Origin of the sequence: Paraburkholderia sp. (assembly GCF_036488795.1) — a bacterium.
In the GTDB taxonomy this organism is placed as follows: Bacteria; Pseudomonadota; Gammaproteobacteria; order Burkholderiales; family Burkholderiaceae; genus Paraburkholderia.
Map to the genome: position 1 here is coordinate 88,783 of NZ_DASXHA010000108.1, position 15,166 is coordinate 103,948.

The window sequence follows — 15,166 nt, forward strand, 5'->3', positions numbered from 1 at the left end:
GGTATGGCTGCTAGCGCGGCTGTTTCAGGGCCGCAGCGTAGCGAAGCAAAACTGAATGGTGACGAATCATGTCCGAAAGTCCGATTGATCCTCATGCGCGTCATCACGCGCATTGCTTGCCATTCGGCGCGCAGCTGCTCGGCGCGACGAGCGCGCGGCCGCGCACGCGCTTTCGCTTCTGGGCGCCGTCGTGCGAGGCAGTGCAGGTCGAGATCGAAGGTCCGGGCACGCCCGCTGCGCTCGGCATGACAGCCACCGGCAACGGCTGGTTCGAAACCGAAGCCGAATGCGGTGCCGGCACGCTTTACCGCTACCGGCTCGACGGCGCATTGCAGGTGCCCGATCCGGCGTCGCGCTTTCAGCCGCAGGACGTGCATGGTCCGAGCGAAGTGATCGACCCGCGCGCCTATACGTGGCAGCACACGCATTGGCACGGCCGGCCGTGGGAAGAAACCGTGTTGTACGAATTGCACGTCGGCGCGCTGGGCGGCTATGCGGGTGTCTTGAAGCGCTTGCCGGCGCTCGTCGAACTGGGCGTGACCGCGATCGAACTGATGCCATTGAACGATTTTCCGGGCAAACGCAACTGGGGTTACGACGGCGTGCTGCCGTACGCCCCGGATTCGACGTATGGGCGTCCCGAAGAATTGAAGGCGTTGATCGATGCGGCGCACGGTGTCGGCCTCAATGTGTTTCTGGATGTGGTCTATAACCACTTCGGTCCGGACGGCAATTATCTGCACCAGTATGCCGAGCCGTTCTTTCGAGCGGGCACGCACACGCCGTGGGGTCCCGCAATTGATTTCGCGCGCACGGAAGTCAGCGACTTTTTCACCGACAACGCGACGTACTGGCTCAACGAATATCGCTTCGACGGACTGCGTTTCGATGCCGTCCATGCCATCGACAATCACGCATGGCTGCGCGAACTCGCGGACCACATTCACGCGAAGATACAGCACGGGCGACATGTGCATCTCGTCCTCGAAAACGAGCACAACAGCGCGAACCTGCTGGAAACGCACTTCGACGCGCAGTGGAACGACGACGCGCACAACACGTTGCACGTGCTGCTGACCGGCGAAACCGAAGGCTACTATCACGCGTTCGCGGACCAGCCGATCCGCAAGCTGGCGCGTGTGCTCAAGGAAGGTTTTGCGTATCAAGGCGAGCCGTCGCCGATCCACGACGGCAAACCGCGCGGCGAACCGAGCGGCCACTTGCGGCCCACGTCGTTCGTGATGTTTTTGCAGAATCACGACCAGATCGGCAACCGCGCGTTTGGCGAGCGGCTGCGCAAGCTGTGTCCCGCCGACGCATTGCGCGCCGCGACGGGACTGTTGCTGCTCTCGCCACAGATTCCGCTGCTGTTCATGGATGAGGAATTCGGCTCCGCTCAACCGTTCCTGTTTTTCACCGACTACAGCGGCGATCTCGCCGATGCCGTACGAGAAGGACGCCGCCGCGAATTCGCACGCTTTGCTTCGTTCAGCGACGAAACGCGCCGCGCGCAGATTCCCGACCCGAACGATCCCAGGACGTTCGCGGCGTCGTCGCCGCAAGCCGATCCGACGGCAGAACCTGCCGTGGAAGATCGGCTCGAGTGGATGCACTTCTATAAATCCGCGCTTACCGTGCGCGCCAAACTGATTACACCGCGCCTCGCGCATGTGAAATCGCTCGACGCCACCGTACTTTCTTCCGCACAAGGCGGCGATGCAAACGCCGTGATTGCGCGCTGGCGGCTCGATGATGGAGAGACCTTGTCGATCGCGCTGAACCTCGCAGATCATCCGGTCGCGCTTCCCGACACACCGGCGGGCAGGGTGATCTTCGAAACGCCGGCCCGCGCGCGTGACCGTCTCAGTGCACACGAATTGCCAGGCCACGCGTTCATCGCGTGGCTGACCGGCGACGTCAGCGAGTACGCGAACACGCATGATGCCCGCATAGTGGACGAACGGGAGGGGCACGCATGAGCGCCGCCAAACGCTCCGGCGAATCGATCGACAGCCTCGCGTCGCGCGCCGGCTTCGAAGTCGAATGGGAAGACGCGCACCATGTCACGCAGCACGTGCCCGAGCGCACGCTGGCAGTGCTGCTCGAACGCATGGGGTTGCCGTGCGGCAGCGCGGCGCAGATCCGCCAGAGCGCCGCCGCGCTCGACGCCGAGTTGTCCGGCCGCAAGCTGCCGCCGCTGATGACCGCCGAAAGCGAGCGCGCGATTGCACTGCCGGCCGCGGCATTCAAGTCGGCCAGCCACTACCGTATCGAGCTTGAGGGCGGCTCGCAGATCGATGGCCGCTTCACCGCGCCGAAAGGCGAAGAGGCGCTGTTGTCGCCGATCGACGAGCCGGGTTACCACACGCTCCATATCAACGACCATCGCATTACGCTCGCCATCGCGCCGGCTCGCTGCTATACCGCAGCCGATGCGTGGCAAGCCATGCGCGAAACGCCTGCGCCGCCGCTGTGGGGTGTCGCCGCCCAGCTATACGGTTTGCGCCGTACGGGCGATGGCGGCATTGGCGACTATTCGGCGCTGTCGCATCTCGCCATTGAAAGCGCGAAGCGCGGCGCGCACGCGCTCGCCGTCAGTCCGACCCATGCGATGTTCAGCGCCGAGCCGCAGCGCTTCAGCCCGTATTCCCCTTCGTCGCGCCTGTGGCTGAACGTCACGCATATCGATCCGGCCGCCGTGTTCGGCGCGGAGGCCGCCCGCGCGGCCATCGAAGCGGCCAAAGCGGGCGACACCTGGTCGCAACTCGAAAGGCCTTTGCTGATTGACTGGCCGCAAGCCGTGCAGCTCAAGCTCAAGGTGCTGCGCATCTTGTTCGAGGCGTTCTGCGTTCATGAGCGCGCGCAGGACTCGCCGCGTGCGCTCGAATTCAACGCATTCTGCGTCAAAGGCGGCCGCGCGCTCGAAGACCACGCGCGCTTCGAAGCGCTGCAAGCCGCACAGCTTGCACAACCCGACGGCAACGGTCACTGGCGCAACTGGCCCGAAGCGTTACGCGATCCGCGCAGTGCGGAAGTCGAAACGTTTGCCAACGCGCATCGTCACGAGGTCGAGTTCCATCTGTTCCTGCAGTGGCTCGCTGCCAAAGGGCTGTCGCACGCGCAGCATGCGGCGCGCGACGCGGGCATGGCGGTCGGTTTGATCGCGGACCTCGCGGTGGGTTGCGACAGCGCCGGCAGTCACGCGTGGTCGTATCGCGACGATATGCTACAAGGCGTGTCGGTCGGGGCTCCGCCGGATCTGTTCAACCAGGCCGGCCAGGCGTGGGGGCTCACCACCTTCTCGCCGCGCGCCATGCGCATTCAAGGCTTCTCAGCTTTCATCGACATGTTGCGCGCTGCGTTCACACACGCCGGCGGCGTGCGGATCGACCACATTCTCGGCTTGCGCCGCCTGTGGCTCGTGCCAGAGGGCGAAAGCGCGCGCCACGGCGCGTATCTGCGCTATCCGCTCGAAGACATGCTGCGGCTGATCGCGCTCGAATCGTGGCGGCATCGTGCGATCGTGATTGGCGAAGACCTCGGCACCGTGCCGCCGGGTTTCCGCGAGCGGCTAGACGAACACGGCATAGCAGGGATTCGCGTACTGTGGTTCGAACGAAGCGAAGCCGGCAAAGGTTTCAAGCCGCCGCGCAAGTGGGATCGCAACGCGGTGGCGACCACCACCACCCACGATCTGCCTACCGTCACCGGCTGGTGGCGCGGCGCGGACATCGACTGGCGCAACCAGATCGGCCAGACCATGCCGCGCGCCGACGGCCGCGACCCGGTGAAACTGGCGCACGCCGAGCGCGCGGAAGATCGCGCCGCATTGTGGAGCGCATTCCAGCAAGCCGGCGTAGCCGCGAAGAATGTGCCGGCGCCTCCGCCGGAAAGCGCGCCAGTGGATGAAGCGCTGGCCTTCGTCGCGGCCACGCCCACACCGCTCGTGACGTATCCGCTCGAAGATCTGCTCGGGCTGGAAGATCAGCCGAATCTGCCCGGTTCGATCGACGAGCATCCGAACTGGCGGCGCCGTCTCGCGCTGCCCGTCGACGAGCTGTTCGCGGATCCCACTTTCAACGACCGCCTGCTCGCCGTCGATCGCGCGCGCAGTGTTGCCGCATCCGCTTCCACGACTGCTTCTACGGGGCCCGACACGCCATGACCGTCCCGCGCTCTACGCTCAGACTCCAGTTCCACAAGGACTTCACATTCGACGATGCGCTCGCGCACGTCGAGTACTTCGCTGCGCTCGGCGTGAGCCATCTGTATGCGTCGCCGGTGAGTACCGCCGAACCCGGCTCGATGCACGGCTACGATACGGTCGACTACAGCCAGGTAAGCGCCGAATGCGGCGGCGAAGCGGGCCTCAAACGGCTCGTCGACAAGCTGCGCGAGCATGGCATGGGGCTGATCATCGACGTGGTGCCGAATCACATGGGCGTGGGTGGATCGAGCAACGCGTGGTGGCTCGATATCCTCGAGTGGGGTCGTCATAGCGCTTACGCGCGGCATTTCGACATTGACTGGCACTCGCCCGACCCGGCCTTGCGCGGCAAGGTGCTGATGCCATGCCTCGGCGCCGCGTATGGCGAGGAACTGGCCGCCGGCCGCATCGCCCTGCGCTTTGCGGCGGATAGCGGGCGTTTCTATATTGCGTATGGGCCGCATGTCGGCCCCGTGTGCCCGATCGATTACGCCGCGATCCTGCAAAGCGCCGGGCGCGCGGACCTGAGTGCACTCGCCGAACGCTTCAGCGGGCTGACGACCCAACCCGCGGATCAGCCGCGCGCCGCCGAAGGACGCGAGTTGCTGCGTGAGTTCGCCGCGCAGAACGGCACGTCGGCTATCGAGACGGCGCTGGAAGCCTACTCGCCCAGCGCCGCCGTCACTCGCGACAAGCTCCACCGCCTGCTCGAGCGCCAGCATTTCAGGCTGGCCTGGTGGCGCACGGCGTCGGATGAAGTGAACTGGCGGCGCTTTTTCGACATCAGCACACTGGCCGGCGTGCGCGTCGAGCGGCCGGAGGTGTTCGAAGCCGTGCATGCGTTGCCGTTCCGTCTCTATGCAGAAGGACTGATCGACGGCGTGCGGATCGATCACGTGGATGGCCTCGCCGAGCCGCGCGAATACTGCCAGCGCCTGCGGCAACGTCTCACGGAATTGCGCGAGGGGGAGCCGTATCTCGTGGTCGAAAAGATTCTCGGCCGCGGCGAGCCGTTGCGCGATGACTGGCCCGTCAACGGCACCACCGGCTACGACTTCATGAACGACGTCGGCGCGCTGATGCACGATCCGGCGGGCGCCGAACCGCTCGCCGCGACGTGGGCCGAGCTGAGCGGACGCAGCGCGAACTTTGCCGACGAAGCCATGGCCGCGCGGCGCAAGGTTCTCGCGGAAAATCTGTCCGCGGAACTGGATCGGGCGGCGCGTGCGTTGCATCGGATTGCGCGCGACTCCATCGTCACGCGTGATTTCACCTTCACTGCGCTGCGGCGCGTGTTGACCGAACTGGTCGTGCATTTTCCGGTGTATCGCGTCTATCCGCAAAACGGCTTGCGCACGGAAGCAGACAACGTGTACTTCAATCGGGCGCTGGACGGTGCAAGACACGCGCTGCCGCGCGCGGATCATGCGGTGCTCGAACAGGCGAACGCATGGCTGGGCGGGAGCGCCGCAGACGACGCCACTTCGCCTCGCCCATCCGGCGCGCCAGCCGGTCAGAACGGCGCGCCGTTCAATCACGCGGGCTCGTCACGACGCACCGCGCAGACGCTGTTCTCACAACTCACCGCGCCGGTCGCGGCGAAAGCCGTCGAAGATACCGCCTGTTATCGCTATGGCCGGCTGCTGTCGCGCAATGAAGTCGGCGCGGATCCCGGTGAATTCGCGTTGTCGGTCGAGCAGTTTCACGCGGCGAACGCGGAACGCGCGCGCCGCTTCCCGCATGCGATGCTTTGCACCGCGACGCATGATCACAAGCGTGGCGAAGACGTGCGCGCGCGGCTCGCCGTGCTCAGCGAAATCGCGGAAGACTGGAGCGCAACCTTGCGTGCGTGGTCGACCTTGAACACACCGCATCGTCGTGCGCTGGATGGCAGCGCAAATGGCGTTGCACACGACTGGGCGCCCGGCCCTGCCGCCGAAGCGATGCTGTATCAGACGCTGGTGGGTTGCTGGCCCCCCGCTCTTTCGCCCGACGACGACGCGGGCGTGAAGGCGCTTGCCGAACGCGTCGCGCAATGGCAGTTGAAGGCGCTGCGCGAAGCGAAGCTGCGCACGTCATGGTTCGCGCCCGACGAAACGTACGAGAATGCCTGCCGCGATTTCCTGTTCGACATCCTCGCGCCGCAGCGCCGCGACGGCTTCCTGCGCGAGTTGTCGGCACTGGTCGCGCGCCTCGGCAAGGCGGGTGCCATCAACAGCTTGCAGCAGACCGTGCTGCGGCTGGCGTCCCCCGGCGTGCCGGATCTGTACCAGGGCACCGAGCTATGGGATTTCAGTCTGGTTGATCCGGATAACCGTCGTCCGGTGGATTTTGCGCAGCGCGCGGCGTGGCTCGTCGACACACCGCCGTCCGAGTTTTTGCCTGAATGGCGGAGTGGCCGCGTGAAGCTCGCGCTCGTGCAGCGGGTGCTGGCGCTGCGCGCGCATTTGCCGGAGCTGCTGAGCCAGGGCGCGTATCTGCCGTTGACGGTGCAGGGCAAACACGCCGCGCACGTGGTGGCGTTCGCGCGCAGGCATGCGAATGCGTGGGCCGTGATCATCGTCACGCATCTTGCAGCGGGTTTGCTGGATCCGGGCACCGACCTGCCGCTCGTCGATGCGGCTCAGTGGGACGACACGGCCATCGAGATGCCGGCTGAGCTGACTTCGCGCTCGCTGTTCGACTGGCTGAGTCCCGCCGCGCCCAAAGTCGACGAGAGCGGCGTGCTGTATCTGCGCGATGCTCTCGCGTCGCTGCCGGTGGCCGTGCTGGTGGAAGACGGCGTGCCGCGGGTGTGAGCGAGGGGTGGCTCGGCGCGTGGTTAGCGTGCGGTTAGCGCCCGGCCGCCCACAGCAGCGAAAGTCCTGAGGACAGCATCAGACCGTCGACGACCAGTTTGAACGTGCCCGGACTCATGCGCACCACGATATGACGCGCGCAAAACGAGCCGGCCATCAGCGACGCGCCCACAATCAAGCCATCGAACACGACATGCAGCGGCAATGCGCCAAAGTGTTTGAACACGGCCACCTTGGTGCCGTATACCGCCAGCGAACCAGCCGCCTCCGTCGCGAGAAACGCGCCTTTCACGAGGCCATAGGACATGAACACCGGCACGGTGATCGGCCCGGTCGACACCACGATGCCCGTGAGAAAGCCCACCACGCCGCCGATCAGCGCGAGATGCACCAGCGAGAACCTGATTTCGCGGCGCGCAAGCCAACGGCGGGTGGGCACCATCGCTACAAAGAAAACCCCTAATGCGAGTTCGACCGCGTGCGGCGGCAGCGCGAGGAGCGTACGCACGCCAAGCGCCGCGCCCGGCACTGCCGTCGAACAATAGGCCGCGCACGCGCGCCAGTCGACTTCACGCCACCACGCGAGAATCTTGCCCAGATTGCCGAAGATCGCGGCAATCGCCATGATCGGCACGGCCTGTTGCGGCCCGAACAACATCACGAGCACGGGCATCAGCATCATGGACGAGCCTGTGCCGATCACCCCGCTCAGCATGCCCGCCAGGAGACCCACGCACAGCACGAGCAGATATCCCATGTCGCTCAACCGCCCTCGTCGTCGAATAGCTTCGGATAGACGCGCACCAGCAGAATGCGCGGCCCCTTCATCTTTTTGACGACGATGTCGAAGCGGTCGAAGTCGATGCGCTGACCTTCCGTCGGCAGATCGTTGAGCGCCTGGATCACGAGGCCGCCGACCGACTCCGCGCGCCCCTCGTCGATATCGATACCCAACGCCCGCTCCAGCGACACCACCGGCAAGCTACCCTTGCCCATCAGCGTGCCGTCGTCCATGCGGGTCCAGTCGGCGTCGCCCTGGCGGAATTCGTCGTGAATCTGGCCCACCAGCGCGCCCAGCAGATTGTCGAGCGTCAGGAAGCCGATCGGCGCCGAGTTCTTGTGTCCGACCAGCGCCATGTGCGGCGCGCCCTTCCGAAAACGGCGGAACAGTTCGAGCGCGGGCATCTGCGGCTTCACGTATTGAACCGGCCGCACGTACTTCGACAGATCGTCGAGCGTGCTGCCCGCCTGACGCGCCAGCAACAGATCCTTCAGATGGATCATGCCGGCCACGCGTTCGCCCGATGCATCCTCGAACAGCGGGTAGCGGCTGAAGCGATGCCGCGCCACCACCTGCATGTTGTCGCGCAACGGCAGGTCCCGGCGCAGGCCCACCATCTCATGCGCGGGGCGCATCAGATCCGAGACGGTCATGCGCGAGAAATCCAGCGAGTGCGCGATGGTGTTCCACTCATCCTGGCTGTAGGCGTCCTCGCCGCTGCCGATGCCGCCCGCCACGCCGGGACGGCGGCCGCGCAGGATCAGCTTCAGTTCTTCCGTCGAGTAATGCGTGTCGCCGCCGTGCTCCGCGGCAAGGCCGGCTACACGCAACACCGCATTTGCGCTGGTGTTGAGCACCCAGATGGCCGGATACATGGCCCAGTAGAAGCCGTAGAGCGGCGCGGCGGTCCATAGCGAGATCTTCTCGGCTTCGCGGATGGCGAGCGACTTCGGCGCCAGCTCGCCAACCACGATGTGCAAAAACGAAATGCACGAGAAAGCGAAAAACAGCGAGACGCCGTGAATCAGCTTCTCCGATTCCACGCCCAGCACGCGGAACACCGGCGTCAGCAGCTCCGCGAAGGCCGGTTCGCCGATCCAGCCAAGCCCCAGCGAAGCCAGCGTGATGCCGAGCTGACAGGCGGACAGATAGACATCCAGCTGGCCGTGGACTTTCGCCAGCAGACGCCCACGCACACCGTGCCTGGCGGCGAGGCTCTGTACCCGCGTCTGCCGCAGTTTTACCAGACCGAATTCGGCCGCAACAAAGAACCCGTTGAGTGCAACGAGCAACAACGCTCCAATAAGGGCGACGACCTGAATCAAGAGAAAGGGCTCCGGCAACAAAAAGTTGTCAGTATAGAGACGGAAAGCTAAATGAAAGTTTGTTGCGCGATCTGGCGTGGTCTGGCGTTGAAGGCGCTCACGGCGTGGCGAGCGGGATATGCAAACCGAGCTGCGCCGGCTGGCCGTCCTGCATTTCACCCTGCTCGAAGGTGCCGCCATGCGCTTCCGCCACGCGCTTGCACAGCGACAGCACCCATGCAATCCGGCCCGCTTCACGCGGCGCACCGGCCTGCGTGCGAGCGAACGGCTCGAGCAGATGCGGCAGGGCGGCGTCGACGAGCGCGGCAGGCGTTGCATCGAAGCTGACGGCGGCGTGCCATTGGCTACTGTCGGCCTTCGACGTCAGCGTGACCTTCGCACCGTCCACGCTCGCTTCCACCGCGAAGGTGAGCATCAACCACAGCGCGGCGGCGAGCCGCTCGCGGTCGCCGCTGAACTGCTCCGTCGAAAGCGACGAATCGAAGGCGACCGAGACGCCCCGCGAACGCGCGAGGCCCGAGCGGACCTCGTCGGCTGAATCCGACAGCAACGCCTGCAAGGCGAACGGCTCGCGCGCGAGCACCAGGTTGCGAGTGCCGGCGCGGGTCGTATCGACGATCGTCTCCAGCAGCTTCACCTGCTGGTCCACGCCACTGCGGATGCCGCCGATGGCCCGCTGCGCCGCCGGGTCGTTGGCGTCGAGCTTGCGCTCCAGCACGTACGCCCAGCTATGGATCGCGTTCAGCGGGCCGCGCAAGTCGTGCGATACCAGCGACAACACGTGATCGCGCATGAACAGCGCAGCCTCCGCGCACCGATGCGCGGTGCGTTCGGACCGGGGGACGCTGGAAGCAGCCTGCTGGTCGTTGCCGCCAGTGGAAGACGTTGTCACGATCGAAACCCTCTCAGGCAGTGCATCTGAATAAACGGAGCCCTCATTATAGGCACGCTCACTCGCACGCCAGGGCTCATCGCCGACACAACGCACGCATTCGCGCAGCGCCCGTCTCCTGAGTCAGGAAAGCTTGTAGGGACAAGCTGGGCGAGGCACCAGCAACGCGCCTACAATGTCGTCTTTTACGTCTGTCTTAAGGAGTAACACATGCCGACCGTGACTACTGATTCCGGCCTCAAGTACGAAGACCTGACCGAAGGCACCGGCGCGGAAGCGAAGGCTGGCCAGACCGTCAGCGTGCATTACACCGGCTGGCTGACCGATGGCCAGAAGTTCGACTCCAGCAAGGACCGTAACGACCCGTTCGCTTTCGTGCTGGGCGGCGGCATGGTCATCAAGGGCTGGGACGAAGGCGTGCAGGGCATGAAGGTTGGCGGCGTGCGCAAGCTGACCATTCCGCCGCAACTCGGCTACGGCGTGCGCGGCGCAGGCGGCGTGATTCCGCCGAATGCGACGCTCGTGTTCGAAGTCGAACTGCTCGACGTTTAAGCGCAAAGCCATTCAGCGGACGTTTTTACCGACATGAGCCACGCAGCCGTCACGGCCCCTAGCGTTTCGTTGCGCCGTTATGGCGCGGTCGAAGCGACGGATCTGCACGACTTTCATCAGGTCGTGCTGGGCCTCGACGGCGCGATGGTGATGACGGTGGACGGCGTCGGTCAGCAGATCGACGCCGGTTCGGCGTGGCTGATTCCCGCCGGCGCCCGGCATGACTATGCAGGCGTCGGCGAGAATCGTCAGCTGGTACTGGATTTGCCCGCGGCATCCCTCGCGGTGCCGCAACGCCTGTTCGAGCGCGCCCGTGCCGTGACGGTGGATGCGTCGCTCACGCAGCTGGTACACACCATCGCGGCCCGTGCGACGGGCGGCATGCGGGCTGCCGACCAACTTGCCGCGCGGCGTTTTCATTGGGATGCCGCTGCGCGTTTGTGCGCGGCCATGCTCTCGGACGCCGCCACGACCCGTTCCGCAACGCTTGATGGTGTGCCCGGAGCTGGTCTCGACTTTGCGCGCATCGACCGATGGCTGCGCGCGCATTTATCCGAACCCCTGCGCGTGGCCGATCTCGCCGCGCATTGCGGCTTCGGCATGCGGCGTTTCCACCAGCTCTTCAATGAGGCGTTCGGCGAGACGCCGAATCGCTATTTGCAGCGTCTGCGGCTCGATATCTCCATCACGCTGCTGGCCGACCCGCGCCGCTCGCTGACCGACATCGCGCTCGAAGTCGGCTTCGGCGATCAGAGCGCCTACACGCATGCGTTCACGCGGCGTTTCGGACTCGCGCCCGGTCAATGGCGCAGCGTGCGGCATTGATGCGATGATTGAACGCGGGCCGGCTGCAACATTTGCCTCAGCCAAAGGCCCGCGCGTTTTGCAGCCGGTATGAACCGCTGCCGGCCACTCCCGCCTGTTTTCCTTACCCCGCCAGCCCGCGCGCCAGATCGTTGCGGATATCGCCCGCGTTTTCGAGGCCAACCGCGAGGCGGATCAGCCCCTCCGTGACGCCGGCCGCCGCGCGCGCTTCCGGCGTCAAACGACCGTGCGTCGTGGTCGCCGGATGTGTGATGGTCGTGCGCGTATCGCCGAGATTGCCGGTGATGGAGCATACCTTCGTGTTGTCGATCACGCGCCACGCGTTCGCACGCTGCGCTTCAGGCGTATCTCCCTTCAACTCGAACGACAGAATCGCGCCACCCATTTTCTGCTGACGTTTGGCAATCTCGAACTGCGGATGCGATTCGAGCCCCGGATAGAACACGCGGCTCACGGCCGGATGCGCTTCGAGCCAACGCGCGATTTCCATGGCATTGGCCGACTGCTTTTCGACGCGCAGCGAGAGCGTTTCCATGCCCTTGAGCAGGACCCAGGCATTGAAGGCGGACAAGGTTGGCCCGGCACTGCGCACGAACGGGAACACCTTTTCCATGATGAACTGCTTCGAGCCCACCAGCGCGCCGCCGAGCACACGGCCCTGACCGTCAAGGAACTTGGTGGCCGAGTGCATGACCACATCCGCGCCGAGCTTGAGCGGCTGCTGCAGCGCCGGGCTGCAGAAGCAGTTGTCCACCACGAACAGCGCGTTTGCGGCCTTCGCGATCTTGCTGATGGCCTGAATGTCGGCCACTTCGGTCAACGGATTCGACGGTGTTTCGAGGAAGAACATCTTCGTCTCGGGACGCACGGCGTTTTTCCATGCATCCAGACTGGTTGCATCCACGAAGGTCGTCGTAATGCCGAACTTGCTGAAGATCTGCGAGAACATGCCGAGCGTGGAACCGAACAGCGCCTGCGAGCTGACGAGGTGATCGCCTGCCTGCAGGTGCGACATCACCACCGACATGATGGCCGCCATGCCCGAGGCCGTCGCCATGCACGCCTCACCGCCTTCGAGCGCGGCCAGGCGGTCCTGGAACATCGTGACCGTGGGATTCGTGAAGCGCGAGTACGTGTAGTTCTCTTCGGAATTCTTGAAGCGCTCGGCCGCGTCCGCGGCGCTGGCGAATACGAAGCTCGACGTGAGGAACAGCGCTTCGGAATGCTCGTTGAAGTCGCTGCGCAGCGTGCCCGAGCGGACCGCGAGGGTGTCGAAGTTCAGGGAGTCGTCCATGTTGGTTCTAGTTCCGTTTTGCACGTGTGCCGTCTGTGCCGCGAAGGCTGTGTCACGAGGGCCTCACGTGATGTCACTTTTCCAGGCCGGCGGCACCCCCCGTGCAACGCGTGACGGTGTGGCGCCGGCAACAAAAAAGCCCGCTTTGCGTCGGCATAAGCGGGCTTCATGTGCGGGGGAAGCTGGAGCGGCGGCGGACGATGACTGCTTTTTCCACCGTTCGCTTTAGCTGTTTTGGGTTGCCCCGCGTCCGCAAGCTGAGATCAAATCGACGCAAGCCATGATGCTAACACGCATGGCGCGCGGCGTGCAGGTTCGCCGCCGCGCGCCATGTCTAGTGCTTACTCCACGGACAACTGCAGGTGCAGTTGCGAACGCGCTGCACCACCTTCCATTGCTTCGCTCGCGGCGTCGCGGTCCGACTGTGCGGACGGCGCGAGACGCGCGGTTTCGATGCGGTCGAGGTATTCCGTCGTGATGTCGCCGGTGATGTAGTTACCGTCGAAGCACGACGCCTCGAATTCCTTCAGCGCCGGGTTGGTGTCGCGAACCGCCTGCTTCAGCGCATCGACGTCCTGATACACGAGGTGATCCGCGCCGATCATGCGCGCGACTTCATCGTCCGTGCGGCCGTGCGCGACGAGCTCGCCGCGCGTCGGCATGTCGATACCGTAGACGTTCGGAAATTTCACCGGCGGCGCCGCGGAAGCGAAGATCACCTTGTTTGCGCCGGCGTCGCGCGCCATCTGCACGATTTCATGCGACGTGGTGCCGCGCACGATCGAATCGTCGACGATCAGCACGTTCTTGCCCTTGAACTCGATCGCCATGGCGTTGAGTTTCTGGCGCACCGACTTTTTACGCACCGCCTGGCCCGGCATGATGAAGGTGCGGCCCACGTAGCGGTTCTTGAAGAAGCCTTCGCGGTACTCGACGCCGAGCTTCTTGGCGACCTGCATGGCAGCCGGACGCGACGAATCGGGAATCGGCATCACCACATCAATGGCGACATCGGGCAATTCACGCTTGATCTTCTCGGCGAGGTAGTCGCCCATGCGCAGACGCACGTTGTAGACCGGCACGCCGTCCAGCACCGAATCCGGACGCGCGAGATACACCAGTTCGAAAATGCACGGGTTGAGACTGGCGTTCGGCGCGCATTGCTGCGAGTGCAGGTTGCCTTCGATGTCGATGAAAATCGCCTCACCCGGCGCCACGTCGCGCACGAATTCGAAGCCAATACCTTCGATTGCCACCGATTCCGACGCCACGATCCACTCGACGCCATGCGCCGTTTCCTGCTTGCCAAGACACAGCGGACGAATGCCGAACGGGTCGCGGAAAGCGAGCAGGCCGTACCCGGCGATCAGCGAGACGATCGCATAGGAACCCCGCACGCGGCGATGCACACCCGAAACCGCCTTGAAGACGGCGTTCGGATCGAGTTGCAGGCCGGAGCTGGAAAGCTGCAATTCGTGCGCGAGCACGTTGAGCAGCACTTCAGTATCGGAATTGGTGTTGATGTGGCGGCGATCGACGCGGAACATCTCGTCTTTCAGTTGCTGCCAGTTGGTCAGATTGCCGTTGTGCGCGAGGATGATGCCGAACGGTGCGTTCACATAGAACGGTTGGGCTTCTTCTTCGCTCGACGCCGAACCGGCCGTCGGGTAACGCACCTGACCAATGCCGGTGGTGCCGGGCAGGCTACGCATGTTGCGCGTGCGGAATACGTCGCGCACCATGCCGTTGGCCTTATGCATGTGGAAATTGCTGCCGTTCGCCGTCGCGATGCCGGCTGCGTCCTGACCGCGATGCTGCAGGAGCAGCAGGCTGTCGTAGATCAACTGGTTGACCGGAGATTGGGAAACTACGCCTACGATGCCGCACATGGCATGTCCTTCAAAGGTACGAAATTCGTAACGGCGGCCGGTGCCGGGGAAGCATCCGGGTCGCGCCGGTGTCCTGCATGCTTCGTCGAACTACAACGCCGGATCGTCACACGCGGACGTATGCGGCGAGCGTCTCAGGAAGCAGCGGTTTCAGTTCGTGCACGCCCTGGACCGCATAGGGCCGCAGCAAGGCGTTGCGCCAGAATTCCTGCTGGGGCAGTTCGGTCAGGCCTGCGAGGGCGACCAGAATCAGCACCAGAATGACCCCGCGGGCGAGGCCGAACATCAAACCCAGCGAGCGGTCCACGCCGCTCAAGCCGCTTGCCTGCACCAGCCGGCTCAGCAGCGCATTCGCCACTCCGGCTATCAGCATCACGGCGATCATCAGCACGGCAAAGGCCAGCAGCCACTGAGTCAACGCACCGCCCGGCCAATGGGCCGGCATATACGGCACGACATAGCCGACGAAGCGGCAGGCAATAAAAAACGCCACGATCCAGCCGACCAGCCCGAAAACCTCGGACAGGAAGCCGCGCCACGTGCCGCGCAGCGCTGACAGACCGATCACCGCCATTACAGCGTAGTCGAAGGCAGTGAACATCG

At 64.6% G+C, this 15,166-nt stretch carries 11 protein-coding genes; 5 read left to right on the plus strand and 6 right to left on the minus strand.

The genetic code is table 11. The features are described from left to right. Positions 1-68: 68 nt before the first annotated feature. The 3 genes from treZ to treY are packed head-to-tail and all read left to right on the plus strand — an operon-like array spanning position 69 to position 7,005. The gene (treZ, locus tag VGH41_RS15950) at positions 69-1,979 is read left to right on the plus strand and encodes a malto-oligosyltrehalose trehalohydrolase (protein ID WP_331598441.1); all 1,911 of its coding nucleotides are present in this window, start codon (positions 69-71) and stop codon (positions 1,977-1,979) included. Next, the gene (gene malQ / locus VGH41_RS15955; RefSeq protein ID WP_331598442.1) at positions 1,976-4,165 is read left to right on the plus strand and encodes a 4-alpha-glucanotransferase; all 2,190 of its coding nucleotides are present in this window, start codon (positions 1,976-1,978) and stop codon (positions 4,163-4,165) included. Before treZ ends, malQ begins: the two co-directional genes overlap by 4 nt. After that, positions 4,162-7,005, plus strand: a complete 2,844-nt coding sequence (gene treY / locus VGH41_RS15960; RefSeq protein ID WP_331598443.1) for a malto-oligosyltrehalose synthase — start codon at positions 4,162-4,164, stop codon at positions 7,003-7,005. The genes malQ and treY overlap by 4 nt, the downstream gene beginning before the upstream one ends. A gap of 34 nt (positions 7,006-7,039) precedes the next feature. Here the strand turns inward: treY and VGH41_RS15965 are convergent, their stop codons facing one another. From VGH41_RS15965 to VGH41_RS15975, 3 genes are all read right to left on the minus strand, one after another. Further along, positions 7,040-7,762, minus strand: coding sequence for a sulfite exporter TauE/SafE family protein (locus VGH41_RS15965; protein ID WP_331598467.1), 723 nt, complete (start codon positions 7,760-7,762; stop codon positions 7,040-7,042). A 5-nt stretch (positions 7,763-7,767) separates the two neighbouring features. Beyond that, entirely contained in the window at positions 7,768-9,111 is a 1,344-nt protein-coding gene (locus VGH41_RS15970) for a hemolysin family protein (protein ID WP_331598444.1), read from the minus strand. 97 nt (positions 9,112-9,208) lie between these two features. After that, positions 9,209-10,003, minus strand: coding sequence for a HAMP domain-containing sensor histidine kinase (locus VGH41_RS15975; protein ID WP_331598445.1), 795 nt, complete (start codon positions 10,001-10,003; stop codon positions 9,209-9,211). A gap of 210 nt (positions 10,004-10,213) precedes the next feature. Between VGH41_RS15975 and VGH41_RS15980 the strand changes: the two genes are divergently transcribed. Both VGH41_RS15980 and VGH41_RS15985 read left to right on the plus strand, forming a co-directional pair. Next, the gene (locus VGH41_RS15980) at positions 10,214-10,555 is read left to right on the plus strand and encodes an FKBP-type peptidyl-prolyl cis-trans isomerase (protein WP_331598446.1); all 342 of its coding nucleotides are present in this window, start codon (positions 10,214-10,216) and stop codon (positions 10,553-10,555) included. Between the two features lie 33 nt (positions 10,556-10,588). After that, positions 10,589-11,380, plus strand: a complete 792-nt coding sequence (locus tag VGH41_RS15985) for an AraC family transcriptional regulator (RefSeq protein WP_331598447.1) — start codon at positions 10,589-10,591, stop codon at positions 11,378-11,380. Between the two features lie 103 nt (positions 11,381-11,483). Here VGH41_RS15985 and VGH41_RS15990 read toward each other — a convergent pair whose 3' ends face one another. The 3 genes from VGH41_RS15990 to VGH41_RS16000 all read right to left on the minus strand — a co-directional run bounded on the left by VGH41_RS15990 (position 11,484) and on the right by VGH41_RS16000 (position 15,164). Beyond that, complete coding sequence (locus VGH41_RS15990; RefSeq protein WP_331598448.1) at positions 11,484-12,674, minus strand: O-succinylhomoserine sulfhydrylase; 1,191 nt, start codon at positions 12,672-12,674, stop codon at positions 11,484-11,486. Between the two features lie 341 nt (positions 12,675-13,015). Continuing rightward, entirely contained in the window at positions 13,016-14,563 is a 1,548-nt protein-coding gene (gene purF, locus VGH41_RS15995; protein WP_331598449.1) for an amidophosphoribosyltransferase, read from the minus strand. 106 nt (positions 14,564-14,669) lie between these two features. Next, complete coding sequence (locus tag VGH41_RS16000; RefSeq protein ID WP_331598450.1) at positions 14,670-15,164, minus strand: CvpA family protein; 495 nt, start codon at positions 15,162-15,164, stop codon at positions 14,670-14,672. Between the last annotated feature and the right edge of the window lie 2 nt (positions 15,165-15,166).